Origin of the sequence: Pseudomonas sp. NY15435, assembly GCF_048068295.1 — a bacterium.
Classification (GTDB): Bacteria; Pseudomonadota; Gammaproteobacteria; order Pseudomonadales; family Pseudomonadaceae; genus Pseudomonas.
The window spans coordinates 124631-145269 of sequence record NZ_JBLUQA010000010.1 but is presented as its reverse complement, the minus strand read 5'-3'; the positions used below and the strand labels follow the sequence as shown (position 1 = coordinate 145269).

Annotated in this window: 12 protein-coding genes; 10 read left to right on the top strand and 2 right to left on the bottom strand. The window is 60.9% G+C overall.

Going from position 1 to position 20639, the window contains the following annotated elements:
• The first annotated feature begins 309 nt into the window (after nucleotides 1-309).
• Nucleotides 310-4731: a hypothetical protein gene (locus ACNFH5_RS22570; protein ID WP_416749854.1), complete on the top strand. Its 4422-nt coding sequence runs from the start codon at nucleotides 310-312 to the stop codon at nucleotides 4729-4731.
• Between the two features lie 412 nt (nucleotides 4732-5143).
• On the opposite strand, the gene ACNFH5_RS22565 is transcribed toward ACNFH5_RS22570, so the two are convergent.
• On the bottom strand, nucleotides 5144-6175 hold the full coding sequence (locus ACNFH5_RS22565; RefSeq protein WP_416749852.1) for an IS110 family transposase: 1032 nt from the start codon (nucleotides 6173-6175) through the stop codon (nucleotides 5144-5146).
• 376 nt (nucleotides 6176-6551) lie between these two features.
• Here ACNFH5_RS22565 and ACNFH5_RS22560 point away from each other — a divergent pair, with 376 nt between their 5' ends.
• The 6 genes from ACNFH5_RS22560 to ACNFH5_RS22535 all read left to right on the top strand — a co-directional run bounded on the left by ACNFH5_RS22560 (nucleotide 6552) and on the right by ACNFH5_RS22535 (nucleotide 14798).
• Entirely contained in the window at nucleotides 6552-7292 is a 741-nt protein-coding gene (locus tag ACNFH5_RS22560) for a FadR/GntR family transcriptional regulator (protein ID WP_416749850.1), read from the top strand.
• A gap of 138 nt (nucleotides 7293-7430) precedes the next feature.
• On the top strand, nucleotides 7431-8342 hold the full coding sequence (gene kdgD, locus ACNFH5_RS22555) for a 5-dehydro-4-deoxyglucarate dehydratase (RefSeq protein WP_416749848.1): 912 nt from the start codon (nucleotides 7431-7433) through the stop codon (nucleotides 8340-8342).
• A gap of 13 nt (nucleotides 8343-8355) precedes the next feature.
• Nucleotides 8356-9795: an aldehyde dehydrogenase family protein gene (locus ACNFH5_RS22550; RefSeq protein WP_416749846.1), complete on the top strand. Its 1440-nt coding sequence runs from the start codon at nucleotides 8356-8358 to the stop codon at nucleotides 9793-9795.
• Nucleotides 9796-10337: 542 nt separating this feature from the next.
• Nucleotides 10338-11702 (top strand): MFS transporter, encoded by a 1365-nt coding sequence (locus ACNFH5_RS22545; protein ID WP_416749844.1) that lies wholly within the window; start codon nucleotides 10338-10340, stop codon nucleotides 11700-11702.
• A gap of 32 nt (nucleotides 11703-11734) precedes the next feature.
• Nucleotides 11735-13291 carry a galactarate dehydratase gene (garD, locus tag ACNFH5_RS22540; RefSeq protein ID WP_088416872.1) on the top strand — a complete coding sequence of 519 codons (1557 nt, stop codon included), beginning with the start codon at nucleotides 11735-11737 and terminating at the stop codon, nucleotides 13289-13291.
• Between the two features lie 139 nt (nucleotides 13292-13430).
• Entirely contained in the window at nucleotides 13431-14798 is a 1368-nt protein-coding gene (locus tag ACNFH5_RS22535; RefSeq protein ID WP_416749842.1) for an OprD family porin, read from the top strand.
• Between the two features lie 327 nt (nucleotides 14799-15125).
• On the opposite strand, the gene ACNFH5_RS22530 is transcribed toward ACNFH5_RS22535, so the two are convergent.
• On the bottom strand, nucleotides 15126-15584 hold the full coding sequence (locus ACNFH5_RS22530) for a hypothetical protein (RefSeq protein WP_416749840.1): 459 nt from the start codon (nucleotides 15582-15584) through the stop codon (nucleotides 15126-15128).
• Nucleotides 15585-15954: 370 nt separating this feature from the next.
• Between ACNFH5_RS22530 and ACNFH5_RS22525 the strand changes: the two genes are divergently transcribed.
• From ACNFH5_RS22525 to ACNFH5_RS22515, 3 genes are all read left to right on the top strand, one after another.
• Nucleotides 15955-16431 carry a hypothetical protein gene (locus ACNFH5_RS22525; RefSeq protein WP_416749838.1) on the top strand — a complete coding sequence of 159 codons (477 nt, stop codon included), beginning with the start codon at nucleotides 15955-15957 and terminating at the stop codon, nucleotides 16429-16431.
• Between the two features lie 1169 nt (nucleotides 16432-17600).
• Nucleotides 17601-19061 (top strand): DUF1254 domain-containing protein, encoded by a 1461-nt coding sequence (locus tag ACNFH5_RS22520; RefSeq protein WP_416749836.1) that lies wholly within the window; start codon nucleotides 17601-17603, stop codon nucleotides 19059-19061.
• 64 nt (nucleotides 19062-19125) lie between these two features.
• Entirely contained in the window at nucleotides 19126-20613 is a 1488-nt protein-coding gene (locus ACNFH5_RS22515) for a DUF1254 domain-containing protein (RefSeq protein ID WP_416749834.1), read from the top strand.
• The last annotated feature ends 26 nt before the right edge of the window (nucleotides 20614-20639 follow it).

The window sequence follows — 20639 nt, the reverse complement described above, 5'->3', positions numbered from 1 at the left end:
GTTCAGTAGAGATGTCCGCTTGGCCGGTAGCTGCTTGTCACCAGCGTCTACTTCTGGCTATGGATTCAACCTGGGTCAGTAGTGACCTCTCGCAAGAGGCAGCTACCGGCCAAGCGGACATCTGTGATTGGCAGCTATTGGCCTCATGGACAGCCGCGTCCGTCGTGCAGGCCTCGGCTTTGAATAACGATGATCTGCTCCCTCCTAGTCATGCTTGGTCACTGTTGACGCCGCCAAAAGTGGTCTTGCCTAGTATCATCTGAGAAAAGCATATGCTCATGTATTGAGATGCAGCCATGGAACATCGTCATGCGGCCTGACATTGATTTTGCGTTAATTCGTCTCCACCGAAATAGCAAGGCAAGTGCCTTTGAGGAGCTTTGCTGCCAGCTTGCCGGCGAAGAGCAATTGCAGCCTGTATGCACAAGTTTTAATCGTAAAGGGCTAGGGGCGGATGGAGGCCTTGAGTGTTTCGCCGTCCTGTCCGACGGGACTGAGACGGGGTGGCAGGTCAAATATTATTGGGAGATGGGCAGTGCGCTCAGTTCACTCAATGAGTCCTTGAGCACAGCACTCGCCAAGCACCCTAAGATGACGCGATTCATAGCGTGCCTCCCGTTTGATCTCTCCGATTCTCGTAAACCTGACGTCACAACTGCCCTGGAGCGATGGGATACATGGAGGGGCAATCGCATCACTCAGGCAGAAGCTTCTGGTCGTAAGCTTGAGATTGAACGCTGGGATGCCTATGAGCTTAGAAGGCGCCTAACTGCATCAGTGATGGCTGCCGGGCGAATAGCTTATTGGTTCGACCAGACCCTGCTCACCAAGGAATGGTTTCGAAATAACTTTGAGAGAACTCGCCTAGCGTTGGGGAAGCGCTACAGCCCGGAGAGCCACATCGACCTACCTATTCGGCGGGTGATAGAGGCCACCGTCCTGGAGCCCCGTCTTTTCTCAGAGCTGGCTGCATTTAGTGAGACCATTGAAAAAAAGCTGGCATATACCGATCTGGGCGATCCGGTTGCGGTCTCAGCCTGCAATGATGCAATTGCGGAATTGGCTCAGGCGGCTCAGCGAGGAAACCAACCATTCTCGGCAGTCGCACTACGTCAGGTTGTTGAGTCGGCTCGGGATAAAGTCGTCAGCTGGTATTCCACCCAGAGAGACTCGGTTGTTCCAGGGAGCACCAATAGCCCCGCGAACGCCATTTCAAATCTGCTATCCGTCATTACTACTGTCGTGCGCTCACTCAGGGCACAGCATTGGGACTATGTGAGTGCTCGCGCGTTACTGGTGACTGGAGAAGCTGGATCCGGGAAGTCACACCTGCTAGCGGACATTTGCGATTACGCAATAAATGAAGACCGGCCGGCTGTGATGGTGCTCGGCGGCAAGCTGCCGGATGCTGAGCCTTGGGGCGAGATTTTGAGGGATCTGGGACTGCCTCGAGACCTTCAGGTGGACGACTTCCTGGGAGCGCTCAATACTGCCGCTCAAGCAGCTGGGGTTCGTGCCCTGCTCGTGATCGATGCGCTCAATGAAAAGAATGGCAAGGCAATCTGGCCTGAGCGCCTGGCGGGAGTCCTGCACGATGTTGATCGATTCGAATGGATTAGTTTGGTTCTATCTTGTCGCTCGACTTATGAGCCTTTGATCATCCCATCGAGCCTCGATGAGCAGTGTCTGCCACGCATTGAGCATGGAGGGTTCTCGGACCGTGAGGCTCGCCAGTATTTAAAGAAGCGCGAGATTCACCTGACGGAGGAGCCCAACTCGATTGATGAGTTCAGAACGCCTCTGTTTCTACGGATTTGCTGCGATGCACTTCAGCTCGAAGACCAAGCATTACTGGCGAGTAACCTCGGCGGGGTCACTGCAATTTTCGAGCTGTATACCGGTGCTGTCATTAAGGCGGTGAACAGTCGGATTGAGGCTAACCCTCAGCGTCGACTTGTAGAGAAGACCATTGGTGCTCTTGCTCAGGAAATGGCGGATACGGGACACGAGGTGATTGCCGCAGGCCGTGCTTACGACATTACTTCACCTATCTCCCTCGATACCTCGATTGAAAAGGACATCCTCTTTCAATTGCAGAGCGAGGGTTTGCTGACCGCGGAGATATCTGGCGACGATGACGAGGAGGAGTATCGCTTCACTTTTCAGCGCATGAGTGACCATGCGATCACAAGCAGCCTGCTCGAACGCAGTGTTGGGGATGTAGCTAATGCGTTCACCAGCGATACGCCGCTTCGTAGGGCTCTCCTCGATTCGCACTCATCTACTGTGCCCGGTGTACTCGAAGCTCTTGCCGTCCAACTGCCCGAAAAGTTTGGAGTTGAGCTGATTGATATGCAGCTCCAGGCAGTGTCTTGGGACGTGCGTAGGGCTTTTGAAGGAAGTCTACTGACCCGAAGCAAAGAGAGTTTTAGTCAGCGTACTTGGGCATGGATTGAGGAGCACGGTGGGGCTGCGATGCGATTCGGAGTTCTCATTGCTCTGTCGACCGATCCTACAGGGGATCACAATGCAGAGTTTCTGGATGTAGAACTGCGCGCTCTATCCATGCCTGAACGCGACGCGCGCTGGTCGAAGTACTTGGCTGAGAGCAGCGATTCAGCTGTGCGTCTTATCGATTGGGTGCTCTTCGCTGATCAGGGCGCGATCCGTCCTGAGCGAGCTGTGCTGACTGGTGTCCTGCTCTGTTGGTTCCTGACCACTTCAAATCGACTTGTGCGTGATACGGCTACCAAGGCCTTGGTTGTTCTTCTTGCTTCTCGGCCAGGCTTGGCCCGAACGCTTTGGTCTCGGTTCAAAAGTCTTGACGATGCATATGTCACCGAGCGTCTGGTCTGTTCCATCTATGGCGCTGCCATGCAGGGGCGCTGGGATCCTGAAAATCTCCATGCGGTAGTGCTGGATCTGCATGCGGATCTTTTCGTGAGCGCCGACTTCCCCCCCAATATCCTGACGCGCGACCACGCACTCGGGCTCGTCCAATATGCTGAGAGCCAGCATGCCTTACCCACCGACTTCGAGGTACATCTAGCCAGGCCGCCGTACGGAGGAGCCTGGCCAATCGAGTATGTAACTGAGGCACAGATTGAGTCCTATACGCGGGTAAATCGCCAAGGTGGGGTGTACCGCGATGAGATAACAGGCTCGACCGTCCTTGATGGCGATTTTGCCCGCTATCAGGTCGATTATGTGGTGGGAGACTGGAGCGCGGCGACTAAGGGTTCCGGGCCGATTCCTACTGCAGAGCAACTCAGCCAGCGCTGGTTGGAGAGCTTCAACAGTACAGCATCGCCGAAAATGTTAGAGGCTTACGCGGCATTTATAGGTGCGATGGAGATAGCTGTCGCTGCCGGCGCCGGCAAAAAGCATACAGCGATTCAGCAGGCGAAACGGACCTTGCGATCCGACATTGGTGAAGAGGCATATGCCCAATGGAGTGCTGAAGCGTCCGCCTGGCATCAAGAGGGTATGTACCAGAGGCTGGCCAATCGAAGAGGTGGGCCGGCGCAGTTCAATCTTGCGTGGGGACGCCGGTGGGTATGCAAGCGTGCCCATGATCTTGGATGGTCAGAAGCTCTGCATGGTGAATTCGATGCGACCATCAGTAATGATCGTCACACTCATGAGTGCGAGCGCATCGGTAAGAAGTATCAATGGATAGCGCTCTATGAACTCTGCGCGAGGATGGCAGACAACCTGCAGCCCATGCCCGGCACCCAGTCTGGAGATTTTTCGCGTCTTCGAAACATTGACCCGTCTTTACTGATCACGAGAACCCACGATGACGGATGGCGACATTTTGAAGAGCCGGTTTTTTGGATTCAGCCCCGTCCAGATTTGGGTATGGCGACAGTCGACCAAGCTTTGGATTGGCTAAACGCCAATGAGGATGTGTTCGATGAGGTGGAAAATATCGAGGTGACGGACCCCGCCGATGAGAAGCGGTGGCTAATACTCAACGGGTTTGAGACTTGGCGCGGTGGTGGGAGAGCTCTAGAGCGAGAAACCTGGCGTCGAATCTCGTCCTTCGTTGTTCGAAAGGTCGATCTCGATAGAGCCTTGGCGTTGTTGGAGCTAAATCACTTCCAAGGCGATGACGATATACCACTCGCCCGCAGCGGAGGTTTTCGTTCATATTTAGGTTCTCATCCATGGGAATTGCAGATTGATGAAGAGCAGGCAAGCGATGAATGGATAAGAGCTTGGAGGCCTTATGGTGTCGCAAAAAGGGCAGTCAGTATCCGCCCGACTACTGCCCGATACAGAGCCGAGGCTTCAGGCTACGACGCCTCAATTGACCAGAATATTGAGATCAGTCTCCCCGCCGGCTGGCTGATGAATTGCCTCAATCTGCGTCTGACCGATGGCGATACGATCAAGTTTGTCGATGGGGCAGGAGTCGTCCGCTTTCTGGATCCATCGGTGAGTATGGAGGGACGGAGCGCAGCACTAATTGATCGCGAGACTTTCTTTTCTTTCCTAGAAAAAGAGAAATGTGTGGTGGTTTGGGCTTTGTCTGGTGAGAAAAACGTATACAGCAGGGGGTTTGGAAACGGCTTTGGGGGGCGATGGACGTTTACTCGAGTATTTCACTCTCAAGGTAAAGAGATTGTGGCTTTAGAACGTTACCAGACCTTCGAGGCTCCAAGCACGGATCAACTTGACGAGCTGAGAGCTGCAGAGGCAGAAGTCGCAGTGGAGCTTAATGATTAACATTGTTGGGTCTAGCAATTCCGCCGGGTCTGTCCCTGTTCTGGCGGACGGTTGGTAAGAGCTACTGCTCTCGGAGCTCCGCTCACACTCCATAGGGGGAGTGGCAGATCAGCGTCGAGTCAATAGGATTACCTTGGATGTCCGTATATGGACTCCCCCTCATTGCAAGCTCCCGTCACTTTGGCGCCCGTGCCGACTGCACACGTATATCCGGCCTCTGATTTCGGCATCGTCTTCTGATGCTGGGCCATGATGGGCTATTCGCGCGCGGGCTCCCAATCGCTTCTACGTGCTCTGCGCACATGGACATTTGAGGGGTTTGCTCGCGCCGGTTCGACCGGTTTGCCATCGTTCAGGTTGCTTCGCAATCGTGGGTGACGGTCACTCTGTTATGCAGTGGTTGGTTCGTGGGTCAGGCCGCAGCCAGTTCCGGCTGGTAGGCAGTGCCATTGCGCAGCATCGCCCAGGCCATACGCGCGGTCTTGTTGGCCAGCGCGATGGCGGCCACGTTGGTGTGCGATCGTTCAGCCAGGCGGACGGCCCATTGGCTCAGCCGGTCATCCTTGGATGGAGCTGTGCGCAGCACGGATCGAGCGCCATGAATCATCAGTGTTCTCAGGTAGGCATCGCCGCGTTTGCTGATGCCCAGCAGTCGATCTTTGCCACCGGAGCTGTGCTGCCTCGGCGTCAATCCCAGCGAGGCAGCAAACTGTCGACCATTGGCAAACTGGCGGGCGTCACCGATGGCCGCGACGAGGGCGGTGGCGATCATCGGGCCGACGCCGCGCAGTTGCTGCAAGCTCTGAGCGCTCGGCTCATTGGCCGCAATCCCGGATATCTCGCGATCCAGCTCCTTGACCCGTTCATCCAGCATGCGCAAGTCGCGCCATAACCCATCCAGCAAATGCCGAAAGCGCAGCGTTAAACCGTTGTCTGCATCCTCCAGCCAGCAGGGAATGGCGCGTCGCAGTGCACACAGTTCTTTCGGTGCAATCAGGCCGTACTCTGCGACCAGGCCACGAACCTGGTTGGCCTTGGCGGTGCGTTGCTCAATCAACCCTGCTCGAATGCGATGTGCCGCCTGAATGTCCTGCTGTTCAACCGTCTTGATCGCCACGAAACGCATGCTGGGCCGGCTCATTGCCTCACAGATTGCTTCCGCGTCATTGGCGTCGTTCTTGTTGCTCTTTACGTAGGGCTTCACGAACTGGGGCGCGATCAACTTGACCCGAAATCCACGCGCCTCAAGTTGCCGAGCCCAATGATGGGCTCCACCGCAACTCTCCAAGCCAATCTCACAATCGGGCTCGGCCTTCTCCAGGATCGCTTGAAGCCAGCGTTCGCGAGATAACCGCTGCCGCCAGACAGGCCTCTCCTGGCAGTCGACGCCATGGATCTGGAACACGCTCTTGGCCAGGTCGACCCCAATGCGCATAAGCTTCATGTCTGGACTCCTTCTCATCAGTGACTGCGGTTCGCAACTTCAGTCTGGCACTCGAAGTGCCGAGGTGAGGGGGAGTCCATCCCATTGCTTCTGGCCGGTTGCTGCCGCTGGGGAGAGGCCGCTACCGACCCATAACGGACGTTCCGGAGTGGATGATTACTTCCTGAGGATCACGCCGGGAGACGGGGACTGCAATCTCCGACTTTCGGTGGCCACTTAAGGAGCGGTCACGCTGCTCGGAGAGCTCCAGGCAAATTAGCAGTCAATTGCGCTGCGTACAGCGAGCTCTGAGACATTTACATAGCGGACAATCGTGGCTCAGCCGTGCCTTGATGTTGTACGATGACTGCTTCCCCTCATCTTTCCAGCGACTCCCATGCCGACCAGCCCGCTTCCCCGAAAACGTTCCCGCAGTCTTGCTCACGACGTGGTCGCGGAGCTTTCCGCGCGAATCCGTGACGGCCGCATCAAGCCCGGTGACAAGCTGCCCACCGAGTCGGCGATCATGACCGAGCAGGGCGTCAGCCGCACCGTGGTCCGCGAGGCGATCTCCCGGCTGCAGGCCGCGGGGCTGGTGGAGACCCGCCACGGCATCGGCACCTTCGTGCTAGACACGCCCAAGGACGGCCCGTTCCGTATCGATCCGGCGACCATCGTTACCCTGCGCGACGTGCTGGCCGTGCTGGAGCTGCGCATCAGCCTGGAGGTGGAGTCCGCCGGGCTCGCCGCCCAGCGCCGCAGCCCCGAGCAACTGCAGGGCCTGCGCGACGCCCTGGATGCCTTGGAGGAGAGCCAGGCCAACGGCCGCGACGCGGTGGCCTCGGACTTCCAGTTCCACCTGCGCATCGCCGAAGCCACGGGCAACCGCTACTTCACCGACATCATGAGTCACCTGGGGGCGAGCATCATCCCGCGCACCCGGCTCAACTCTGCGCGCCTGGCCCATGACGACCAGAGCCACTACCTGGCGCGGGTCAACCGCGAGCACGAAGACATCTTCGATGCCATCGCCCGCGGCGACACCGACGCCGCCCGCGCGGCCATGCGCCTGCACCTCACCAACTCCCGCGAACGCCTGCGCCGCGCCCACGAATTGGCCGAAGAAAAACTCGGCTGACGAGCGGACGACAGAAAAGGTTGTCTGACGACTTGTCGGCTTTTGTTTGTAGTTGTACGATGACAGACAACATGACGCCATAAGCCGATTGTCGTTGCACCTCTTCCTATAAAAATTCGCTTTGCAGGGTGATCGCCAATGAATCCACAAGAACTGAAGTCCACCCTTTCGTCCGGTCTGCTGTCGTTCCCCGTGACGGACTTCGATATCCAGGGCAACTTCCGCGCGGACACCTACGCTCGCCGCCTGGAGTGGCTGGCCCCCTATGGCGCCAGTGCACTCTTCGCGGCCGGCGGCACCGGCGAGTTCTTCTCGCTGGAACCCAACGAGTTCTCCTCGATCATCAAGACCGCGGTGGATACCTGCCGTGGCCAGGTACCGATCCTCGCCGGCGCCGGCGGCCCGACCCGCCAGGCCATCGCCTACGCCCAGGAAGCCGAGAAGCAGGGCGCCGCCGGCATCCTGCTGCTGCCGCACTACCTGACCGAAGCCAGCCAGGAAGGCCTGGTGGCCCACGTCGAGCAGGTCTGCCGCTCGGTGGACTTCGGTGTGGTGGTCTATAACCGCAACGTCTGCCGCCTCAACGCCGACAGCCTGGAAAAACTCGCCGACCGCTGTCCGAACCTGATCGGCTTCAAGGACGGCATCGGCGAGATCGAGCCGATGGTCGCCATTCGCCGCCGCCTGGGCGAGCGCCTGACCTACCTCGGCGGCCTGCCGACCGCGGAAGTTTACGCAGCGGCCTACAAGGCACTGGGCGTACCGGTGTATTCCTCGGCTGTCTTCAACTTCATCCCGAAGACCGCCATCGACTTCTACAACGCCATCGCCAGCGACGACCACGCCACGGTCAACCGCCTAATCGACGACTTCTTCCTTCCGTACCTGGCCATCCGCAACCGCTGCGAAGGCTACGGCGTGAGCATCATCAAGGCCGGCGCCAAGCTGGTTGGCCATGACGCGGGCCCGGTGCGCGCACCGCTGACCGACCTCACCGGCGAAGAAGTCGAGATGCTCGACGCGCTGATCAAGAAACTCGGCCCGCAGTAAGCCGGAGGTCCCTGTGGCACATCAGTATTCGCACTACGTCGACGGCCAGTGGCTGGCCGTCACCGACGCAACCCCGAACCGCAACCCGTCGGACCTCTCCGATGTGGTCGGCGACTACGCACTGGGCGACGCCGCGCTGGTCAACCTGGCAGTGGAGGCGGCCCGCGCCGCTTTCCCGGCCTGGTCCAACAGCAACGTGCAGGCCCGCGCCGACGCGCTGGACAAGGTCGGCAGCGAGATCATCGCCCGCCGCGCCGAGCTGGGCGCGCTGCTGGCGCGGGAGGAGGGCAAGACCCTTCCCGAAGCCATCGGCGAAGTCGGCCGCGCGGGGAACATCTTCAAGTTCTTCGCCGGTGAATGCCTGCGCCTGGCCGGCGACCTGCTGCCCTCGGTGCGCCCCGGCGTCAGCGTCGAGGTGACCCGCGAAGCCGTGGGCGTGGTCGGTCTGATCACCCCGTGGAACTTCCCCATCGCCATCCCTGCGTGGAAGATCGCCCCGGCCCTGGCCTACGGCAACTGCGTGGTGCTCAAGCCCGCCGACCTGGTGCCCGGCAGTGCCTGGGCGCTGGCGGAAATCATCTCCCGCGCCGGTTTCCCCAACGGCGTGTTCAACCTGGTGATGGGGCGCGGCAGCGTGATCGGCGAAGCCCTGGTCAACCACCCGCAGGTGGACGCCGTGAGCTTCACCGGCTCGGTCGGCGTCGGCCGCCGCATCGCCGCGCAGTGCGTGGCCCGTGGCGCCAAGGTGCAGCTGGAAATGGGTGGCAAGAACCCGCAGATCGTCCTCGACGACGCGGACCTCGCCACCGCCGTGGAGCTGTCGGTGCAGAGCGCCTATTACTCCACCGGCCAGCGCTGCACCGCGTCCAGCCGGCTGATTGTCACCGAAGGCATCTACCCGCGCTTCGTCGAAGCCATGGTCGAGCGCATGCGCAAGATCAAGGTGGGCAACGCGCTGCAGGACGGCATCGACATCGGCCCGGTGGTTTCCGAAGCGCAGCTGCGCCAGGACCTGGACTACGTCGAGATCGGCCGCAACGAAGGCGCGCGCCTGCTGTTCGGCGGCGAGCGCCTGTCGCTGGCCACCGAGGGCTATTACATGGCCCCGGCACTGTTCGACGAGACCACCCCGGAGATGCGCATCAACCGAGACGAAATCTTCGGCCCCGTTGCCAGCATCCTCAAGGTGAAGGACTACGACGAGGCGCTGGCCCAGGCCAATGCCACCGAGTTCGGCCTGTCCGCCGGCATCGCCACCACCTCGCTCAAGCATGCCGCGCACTTCAAGCGGCACGCCCAGGCCGGGATGGTGATGGTCAACCTGCCCACCGCCGGCGTGGATTACCACGTGCCGTTCGGCGGTCGCAAAGGCTCGTCGTACGGGCCGCGCGAGCAGGGCCGCTACGCCCAGGAGTTCTACACCTTGGTGAAGACCGCCTACATCGGCGCCTGACCGACAGCAGTACCAGCGGGTGGCGCCTGCCATCGCCATCCGCTGCACAAGACATGACCAGAACCCCGACACAAGAACAAAGCAGGGGAAACACCATGACCATCGTCTGCCCGCAGCCGACACGTACCCGCGAACCCAGGCACTGAACGCGCCCCGAGCACTCCCACTCCGCTCAACTTCGCAGGTAGGTCGTAATGCTGAACCGCCCGATCTCACATCGCCGCGCCGCCGTGCGCCGGCTTTCCCCGCGCCAGTTCCCTGGCCGCGCGGTGTCGTCTCGCCTGCTCGCCAGGCGTCCGGCGGGGCCCTTTTCTTCGCTCCACGCTCTCTCGCTGTACGCCATCCGGCTGCCTGCCGGCCGTGGCGCGCTATCTGCTGTGTCGCTCGCCGCTGTGCCCAGCGCGCGAGTCGGAACGGACGTACCGGCCGCGCCCGCCGTACGTCGGCAAGGAGGCGGTAACGGCTCGCTGCGACGGGCCGGCTGATAATCTGGCCGGCCTGCGCCGGTCGCTTCCATAACAACAAGACACGAGACGCAATCGATGAGCCAAGCAACCGCCAAACCGACGCATGTGCGTTACCTGATCCTGCTGATGCTGTTCCTGGTAACCACCATCAACTACGCCGACCGCGCCACCATCTCCATCGCCGGCTCCAGCCTGCAAAAGGACCTGGGCATCGACGCGGTCACCCTGGGCTACATCTTCTCCGCCTTCGGCTGGGCCTACGTGGCCGGGCAGATTCCCGGCGGCTGGCTGCTCGACCGCTTCGGCTCGAAGAAGGTCTACGCCGCGGGCATCTTCATCTGGTCGCTGTTCACCTTCCTGCAGGGCTTCGTCGGTTACCTCCCCGTGGCCAGCGCGGTGATCGCATTGTTCCTGCTGCGCTTCATGGTGGGCTTCGCCGAGGCGCCGTCCTTCCCGGGCAATGCGCGCATCGTCGCCGCCTGGTTCCCCACCGCCGAACGCGGCACGGCCTCGGCCATCTTCAACTCCGCGCAGTACTTCGCCACTGCGCTGTTCGCGCCGATCATGGGCTGGATCGTCTTCCACTTCGGCTGGGAGCACGTGTTCGTGGTGATGGGCGTGCTGGGCATGGTCTTCGCCGGTATCTGGATGAAGACCATCTACAACCCCAAGGAGCACCCGCGCACCAACGCCGCTGAAGTCGCCGCGATCGAAGCCGGCGGCGGCATGGTCGACATGGACCAGAAACGCGCCAGCGACGGCCCGAAATGGCACTATGTAAGCCAACTGCTGCGCAGCCGCATGCTGCTGGGCGTGTACCTGGGCCAGTACTGCATCAACGCCATCACCTACTTCTTCCTCACCTGGTTCCCGGTGTACCTGGTGCAGGAGCGCGGCATGTCGATCCTCAAGGCCGGCTTCATCGCCTCGCTGCCGGCGCTGATGGGCTTCCTCGGTGGCGTGCTGGGCGGGATCATCTCCGACTACCTGCTGCGTCGCGGCCATTCGCTGACCTTCGCCCGCAAGCTGCCGATCGTCTGTGGCCTGCTGCTGTCCACCACCATGGTGTTCTGCAACTACGTCGAAGCCGAGTGGATGGTGGTCGGGTTCATGACCCTGGCGTTCTTCGGCAAGGGCCTGGGTGCGCTGGGCTGGGCGGTGGTGGCGGACACCTCGCCCAAGCAGATCGCCGGACTTTCCGGTGGCCTGTTCAACACCTTCGGCAACCTCGCCTCGATCACCACGCCGATCGTCATCGGCTACCTGATCAGCGCCACCGGCTCGTTCAAGTGGGCCCTGGTATTCGTCGGCGCCAACGCGCTGGTGGCCGTGCTGAGCTACCTGTTCATCGTCGGCCGCATCGAGCGTGTGGAGCTGCGCGAAGAAGACCCAAAGGGTCGCCAGGTGCCTGAAAAACGTCTGGCCCCGGCCAATTCCTGAGCAGTTCCCGGGGTATTTCGGAGATGAGTGTCATGCAGTTGATCCCGCACCAGGACTCGCCGCGCTACGTGAAATTGCACGCGGACGATAACGTCGCCATCGTCGTCAACGACCAGGGCGTCGCCGCTGGCGGTCGCTTCCCGGATGAGCTGGTGGCCGCCGAGTCGATCCCGCAGAGCCACAAGGTGGCGCTGGTGGATATCGCCGAAGGCGCGCCGGTGCTGCGCTATGGCACGGTGATCGGCTATGCCCTGGCGCCCATCGCCAGGGGGCGCTGGGTCACCGAGCAACTGCTCAGTCTGCCGGAGCCGCCGGAGCTGGATGCGCTGCCGCTGGCCACCGAAGTGCCGCCCACTGCCGAGCCACTCACCGGCTACAGCTTCGAGGGTTACCGCAATGCCGACGGCAGCGTCGGCACGCGCAACCTGCTGGGCGTCAGCACCACGGTGCAGTGCGTGACCGGTGTGCTGGACCACTGCGTGGAGCGCGCCCGTCGCGAACTGCTGCCCAAGTACCCGCACGTCGATGACGTGGTGGCGCTGACCCACAGCTACGGCTGCGGCGTGGCGATCAACGCGCCGGACGCGATCATCCCGATCCGCACGCTGTACAACCTGGCGCGCAACCCCAACCTCGGCGGCCAGGCGCTGGTCATCGGCCTGGGCTGCGAGAAGTTGCAGCCGGTGCAGCTGATGGACGGCGACGCACTCACCGCCGGGCAGGACGAGGCGCAGTGGCTGTACCGCCTGCAGGAATCCGGCAACGGCTTCCAGGGCATGGTCACGCAGATACTGGAGCTGATCGAGGAGCGTCTGGTGGTCCTCGACCAACGCCGCCGCGAGACGGTGCCGGCCTCGGAACTGGTGGTGGGCATGCAGTGCGGGGGCAGTGACGCCTTCTCCGGCGTCACCGCCAACCCCGCGCTGGGCGTGGCTGCCGACCTGCTGGTGCGGGCCGGCGCCACGGTGATGTTCTCCGAGAACACCGAGGTGCGCGACGGTATCCACCTGCTCACCGCCCGCGCCGCCAACCGCGAGGTGGCCGAGCAACTGGTCGCCGAGATGGATTGGTACGACCGCTACCTCGCCCGCGGCATGGCCGACCGCAGCGCCAACACCACGCCCGGCAACAAGAAGGGCGGGCTGAACAACATCGTCGAGAAGGCCATGGGTTCCATCGCCAAGTCTGGCAGCAGCGCCATCGTCGGCGTGATCCCGCCGGGCGCGCGGGTGAAGGGCAGGGGGCTGCAGTACTGCGCCACCCCGGCCAGCGACTTCATCTGCGGCACCCTGCAACTGGCCGCCGGGATGAACCTGCACATCTTCACCACCGGACGCGGCACGCCCTACGGGCTGGCCATGGCGCCGGTGATCAAGGTGGCGACCCGCACCGAGCTGGCCGAGCGCTGGCCCGACCTGATCGACGTCGATGCCGGGCGCGTCACGTCCGGGCGCATGACCCTGGACGAGCTGGGCTGGGAAATCTTCCAGCTCTACCTCGACGTGGCCAGCGGCAAGGTCCACACCTGGGCCGAGCGGCACCACCTGCACAACGACCTGGTGCTGTTCAACCCGGCCCCCGTGACCTGATGGAACCATTGATCTGATCCACCCCTGATCGGCGGCGCCTCCCGGCGTCGTCGGCCTCCCTTTGCCTGAAATCCAGCGCCTGCCCGCACGACTGGGACGGGTGGCGCTCACCCTGACATCCACGACCCCGGAGACAACAATGAAAAACTCCACCCTGGGCGCTGCCATCGCCTGCGCCGCCCTCGGCTTTCTCGTGCCCGCCGCCCAGGCTGCCGGCTTCCTCGAGGACAGCAAGGCCAGCCTGACGCTGCGCAATTTCTACATCAACAGCGACAACCGCAACGGCACCGCCGAACCGAGCCGCCAGGAAGAGTGGGGCCAGGGCTTCATCCTCAACTACGCCTCGGGCTACACCCAGGGCACGGTTGGGCTGGGCGTCGACGCCATCGGCCTGCTCGGCATTCGTCTCGACAGCGGCGGTGGCACCCATTACGAATCGGCCAGCCAGCAGGCCGGTACGGTGTTTCCGTCGAAGAGCAACGGCGAGGCGGTGAACGACTTCAGCAGCTTCGGCCCGACGCTGAAGGCGAAGATTTCCGGCACCGAACTGCGCTACGGCACGCTGATGCCCAAGCTACCGGTGGTGACCTACAACGACGGTCGACTGCTGCCCGGCACCTTCGAGGGCGGGCAGGTGAGCAGCGCCGATATCGACAACCTCAGCCTGGTGGCCGGCAAGCTGGAGCACACCCGTGGCCGCAACTCCAGCGACTGGCGCGGCATGTCGATCCAGGGCGCCAACAGCGGCGCCACGGCCCGCGACAGCAACGAGTTCTACTACGCCGGCGGCGACTACAAGCTGAGCAAGGACCTGACGCTGCAGTACTACTACGGCCAGCTCAGCGAGTTCTACCAGCAGCACTTCCTCGGCCTGCAGCACAGCCTGAACCTCGGCCCCGGCGTGCTGAAGACCGACCTGCGCGCCTTCGACAGCGACTCCGACGGCAAGAACGGCAGCGCCTCCGGCCGCGCCGATGGCTACCTCTCCAGCGGCTACTACGGCAATCGCGTGAGCAAGGGCGAAGTGGACAACCGCGCCTACAGCGGGATGTTCACCTACAGCCTGTCCGGGCACAGCCTTGGCGCCGGCTACCAGGTCATGAACGGCGACAGCGACTTCCCCTACCTGAACCGTGGAGATGGTGCCAGCGGCAGCGCCTACCTGATCACCGACGTGCAGATCGGCAAGTTCCTGCACGCAGGCGAACGCACCTGGGTGGCGCGCTACGGCTACGACTTCGCCCAGGACGGCTTGCCGGGCCTGACCTTTGCGGCGATCTACCTCAAGGGCGACGACATCAGGAGCGCCAGTGGCGACCAGGGTGAATGGGAGCGCGACCTGACGTTGTCCTACGTTATCCCCGAAGGCACCCTCAAGGGCCTGGGCTTCTCCTGGCGCAACGCCATGCTGCGCAGCGGCCTGCCCGCCAGCGGCTCCGGCACCCCGACCCAGCGCGACCAGGACGAGAACCGACTGATCGTCAGTTATACCTTGCCGCTGCTTTAAGCCCCTAAGGATCGACTTTGCACGTCCGGGGTGGCCCGCTCGAACGCAGTAAATCAGTAGCAGGAGCGCGACCAATGTCGGGAACTACGAGCACCCACTGATGACCATGTCAATGGCGTCAGGGGGGCTTTCCGTCTGTGACGACAGGCAGGGAACGACCAATTTGCTGCAGTCGGAGAGAGGCCGCTACCGACCCTAAGCTGCCCTTCACGGAGGGTGGCTAACGGCAAGGAGCAGCTCTTGTGGGCTCTCATAAGTTCTCTGCTCTGAGGCATTTGAATGTGCCTCAGACTTGGGCTTGTCAGAGCGGAGCCATAGAAACTGAGATTACCCCTTAAGCAGCTTGGCCTCTTGGATCATCACGTAGGCGGGTACCTTGTCCTTCAGAGCTATCCACCAATCCCCGTCGTTGTCGAGTTGGCGCAGTTCCCCGCCGACGAAAACGAACTCCGGTGGCTTGGTCCACAAGATCTCACGGATTGACGCATCTGGATCCTTGACCCGGCACATGACCAAGTAGCATGCCGCACCTTCCCGAATCCGCTCTACATGCGCTAAGCGCTCGTTGTACCCCAAGTCGCTCGGATCTCCGCCATATTTCTGCATGTGGGTGAGCATGACGTAGCGTATTCCCTCATGCATCCGACAACGGTCCTGCCAGACGCGCAGGACAACTGAATTCTCCCCCTTAGGGCCTCGTATACGCTCGGGGCCCCACGACCACCGGGTGTTAAGAAGGTCGGCGCCAAGAGCACTGAAGAACTGGCTGATTGATAGTGCGCTCATTGTTGCTCTCCTACCTCGTAACGCACCCGCGCTACGCGGCTTCTGGTCATTGCTGAGGATGGTAAACCCGTAGAAAACATCCTCTGCAGAGACGGCTGGCGATGTCGGTGAAGCGGGTTCATTGCATAGAGTTGGGGCAAGGCTAGCGGCTGCGGTAGAGCCATAATTATAGAACTCTCCGCGCCTATCATCAGAGCGCAAGCCTGCTCCTCCAGCTCTGATCTAGTCAGAGGCATCATCGCCCCAACGGAGACATCTGCTGAGTTCAGAAAGTGGAAGAAGGGACAGCACTCATCCGGGCTTTTTTGACGGTTAGCTTGATGGCCATTTTGGCAATAGACTACGCAAAATGCCCTAGGAATTGCATTCAATGGACATTGGACTCTCAATTGCTGAAGGCCTCACTGCCGTGATCGCCCTGCTTAGCTTGTGGCTCTCTGTCATCGCGCTGCACCGGACCAAAGGCAATGACCTTTTTCAGCTTCGACAGCGTGTGCGGATGGAGGCCGAGAAGGCCCGTTCGGCATGGTACGAACTCGGTCACGAATGCAATACACTGATCCATAGAGTTCGGATCGACCCGACGCTCGTTCCTAGCCACAGAACAAGACTGTTCGAATTCCTGACGGATCATCGGGAGCACCTAGATCAATGCATCCTAGACGCAATCGCGCTAGCCGAAGACGTTCATGCAAAAGCGGACGAACTCAGTGAAGAGAAGTGCCGACACTACCTCCGAATGATCGAGCCTAGTATTGAAAAACTGAGTAGGAATCACGGAGTAGCTGAGCGAAAGCTTGCCGAGTTGATGGCACAGTTGGCTGCCAGCTCTCAATCAAAAGCCTAGCCAGACGCAGGCCGAACCCGTTCTTCCCAGAAGTCCTGATAGTTACGCCGTGTTCGTTGGACGAAGGGGCGTCGCTGCTCAATCAACTGATCCGGTGTTAGTCCGGAGAGCCGTAGGCCACGCTTCTCGGCCTGACAGAAGTAACGATTGTCGGCTGTGTTGCAGAACATGCAAGCGGTGACGATGAAGTCTGGATTGTCCCTATTCGCATCACCTTTCGGTAGCAAATGGTCCCAAGACAGGGCCAGCCAGTTCGCGAATGACTGAGTACCGTCGAGGCCGCAGTACCGGCAGACGAACCGATCACGCTCATGGATGACAAAGGCGTATCCCCGTAGAGAGTCGGTAAATCTCGCCATCCCTTCACCTCCCTTAAAGGCCGGCTCCTGGGCCGCTCGGCTCGATACCGGATTAATCGTTATAAAGATACTCCCCGTCTTGCATTCCAACCAACGGAATAACCGCTCCCCTCCAGCTGCCGCTGTCCTGCGTTTGACGGCTAAGCTTAGGTCACTGTCCGCATCTGGCCGGTAGCTGCCTCTGGTGAGAGGCAGCTACCGACCCATAGCGGACTCTCGTTTACAGGTCTCCTGCAGACTTGCTTATGGGGTTGTGGCGGCAACAACTTGTCTCTGTTCGAGACGCAATCTGGCGCCGCACCAAGGCTCCACGGAAAATTGTGATCTGCGCGGGCGCATCAATGCTTACTCGAAGAGGGTTGGAGTTCGAGGTGGTATTGGTTTGGACGGTGACGCCAATGCGTAGGAGCTCCTGCAACAGGATCCCGATATTGATGCCAGGCTCAATGAGCAATCGGACTTGCTCGCCATCACGCGATTGACGCACAGGTACCCCTTGCGGAAATCCTTCTTGATTGAAGGGAAGCCCATATTGCTGCTGTCAGCTTCGCACATGAAAGCGCTGAAATGGGCTTTGCACCGCAGGGCCGACGCGGGATGCCTGCCACGAGCAACGGCTCAGGATACCGATTGACAGGGGCTGTTTTCTTCCCAAACGGACTATCGGCAGCATTGACTTGTGGAGTACCTGACGCGATCTAGACTCCGTATTCCATGGAGCCCGGAATGTTGAGCGTGTGCGTCATCCGAACGCCACCGCAGTTCACAGGTTCGCCTCCTTAGCGCATTCACAAAGCAAGGAAGTCGACGATGCCACACCCGCTGAAACTGCTGTCCATAGCCGTCCTGAGCCTTTCCATCGGCGTACCGGTGCTTCATGCCGCCGAGCAATCACCCGTCGCAGAGATTACCCAGCCCGCCACGGGTGTGATGATGCATCCCGAGTACGCCAAGACCATTGCACGCATGGCGTACCTCTGGGGCTGGCCGATGGTGAACATGCTCAATCGTAATGACACGATCACCAAGGCTCCGCACCCGGGTCTGCTGGGCGGCATTCTGCCGGTAGCTCCCCGTGGTCAACTGGGCATGCTGCACGACTACATCACCCCGGCGGAAACGTTCGTCACCTGCCCGAACCAGGATGTGGTCTACGGGCTGGGATTCTTCTCCCTCGACGATGAGCCGGTCATCATCCAGGTGCCGGATTTCGGCGACCGGTTCTGGGTCTACTCGATCTATGACCAGCGCACCGACCAGGTGGGCGAACTGGGCAAGCCCTATGGCAGCAAGCCGGGCTTCTACCTGCTGGTGGGGCCGAACTGGAAGGGCGACAAGCCCGATGGCGTCGAGGCAATCATCCGCAGCCCCACGGCGCTGACCAATGCCATCCCGCGCATCTTCATGGACGACACCGCCGAGGACCGCGCGGCGATCCAGGAAAAACTCAACCAGATCGCCTTCTACCCGTTGAAAGACTTCGACGGGAAGATGAAGAGCATCGACTGGAAGAACACCCCGGATATCCCCAACCCCAACGCGGCCAAGGCGAGTGGCGGGGAAACCAAGTGGGTAATCCCGGAGAAGTTCTTCGATCAGTTCCCCAGGGTGCTGGAAATGGTGCCACCGCTGCCGGGCGAAGAGGCGCTCTATGGCCAGTTCCGCTTGCTGATGGACGCCGCCGCCAAGGACCCGGAGCTGAAGAAGGTACTGGTGCAGACGGCGGTAGAGAGCGAGAAGGAAATCATCAAGCCGTTCTTCGAGTGGAAACACAACGGACGCCCGGCGGGGAACGGATGGAACCGCTCGACCAACAACGCGAAATTCGGCATCGATTACTTCAACCGCACCGGCACGGCGAAGTCGAACATGTTCGACAACCGCCCGACCGAGACCCAGTACTTCTATACCGACTTCGACAAGACCGGCGCTCAGCTTAACGGTGCACACAGCTACGAAGTGACCTTCGCCGCCGGCCAGGAACCCCCGGTGAACGGCTTCTGGTCGCTGACCCTGTACAACGAGAAGCACTTGTTCAGCACCAACAAGCTCAACCGCTACTCCCTGGGCACCAAGAACAAGGACCTCAAGCGCAATGCGGATGGTTCACTGACGATTCATATCGGCCCGACATCGCCCGGCAAGGATCAGGAGAGCAATTGGCTGCCTTCGCCCAAGGAGCCGATCTCGCTGTACATCCGCTCGTACTGGGGCAAGGAACCGATCCTCGATGGCAGCTGGAAACCGCCGGTGATCAAGAAGATCAAGTAAGCGTTGAGCTGCATTTCTCTCGGCGGTGCGATATGCGCCGCCCTTTACTTTCAGGAGATTGAGCATGGGTTCCATGCATCGAGTATTCGCGCTGTCGGCATTGGCCGCTTCACTGATGTGTTTGCCAGCGGTACAGGCGGCGGATCAGGCACCCGCTTCACCGCTGATCAAACAGATCAATAACGGCAACTGGCTCGACCCCAAGGAAGCAGAAAGCCTGCGCGATGAGCTGTACTACCAGCGTGCGGTGTACGCCTACATGACCATGCTCCCGGCACTCAACACCATCGGCATGAAGGACGGCTCGGAGAAGGCCTTCGGCGCCGGCTACAACGTGCTGCCGATCTGGAAGCAGCGAATGGACGCGCGAACCATGGTGCCCACGCCCAATGCCGACGTGATCTATTCAATGAGCTATCTGGACCTGAAGCAGACCGGACCGTTGGTGGTGAAGGCGCCGGCGAACGTCATCGGCATGTTCACCGACTTCTTCCAGCGCACGCTCACCGACGTGGGCGCCGTAGGGCCGGACCGCGCCCGTGGCGGCCTTTACCTGCTGTTGCCGCCGGACTACAACGGGCCCGTGCCGGGCGGGTACTTCGCGGTCAAGTCGCGTACCTACAACGTCTTCCTGTTCTTCCGCACCGTGATGGCCAAGGGCGAGGGCAAGCCCGATCCGGCGCCAGCGGTGAAGAATGCCGAGCTGACCCGCGTCTATCCGTTGTTCACGGTGGAGAAGGACGTCAAACCCATGGAGTTCCCGGATGCCAGCGGCAAGGCGCTGAACATGATGTACCCGGTGGACAACACCTACTGGAGCAAGCTCAAGGCCTTCGTTGACTACGAGCCGGTCGAGGCCATCGACCCCGAGCTGCGCGGCGTGCTGGCCTCCATCGGCATCATCAAGGGCGAGCCGTTCAAGCCCTCGGCGAAGCAGGAGGAATTGCTGAAGAAGGCCGTGGAGACTGCGCCGAAAATGATCCTCGCCAACCGTCAGCTGGGCCGCGAGGATAAGCGCAACCTCTACTACAAGGACCGCCAGTACGAGAACACCTGGGCCGGCGGCACCAACGACTGGATGCAGGACAGCTACCTGGATGTGAGCCAGCGCGCCAACTTCTTCCAGTTCGCCTACTCCTCAGCGCCGGCCATGGTGATGCACACCACGGGTGCCGGTTCGAAGTATCCCTTCACCGGCCGCGACAAGGACGGCAAGTTCCTCGAAGGCGGCAGCACCTACAAGCTGCGCCTGCCGCCCAACCCGCCTGCCGCGCTGTTCTGGGCCGTGACGGCCTACAACATCACCGACGGCACGATGCCCGAAACCAAGCAACTGCTGCCGTCCACCAATGGCTACTACGACATTCCGAAACAGCAGGATGGCTCCATAGAAATCTGGTTCGGCCCGGAGAAACCCGCCGATGTGGCCGACGCTGCATTCATCGAGACTATCCCTGGGCGCAACTTCCTCGTCGCGCTGCGCCTGTACGGCAGTGAGGACGCCTTCTACGACCAGACGTGGAAGCCGGATGATGTGGTGAAGGTAAAGTAAGAGAGGCCGGCCACGCTGGCGGGCTT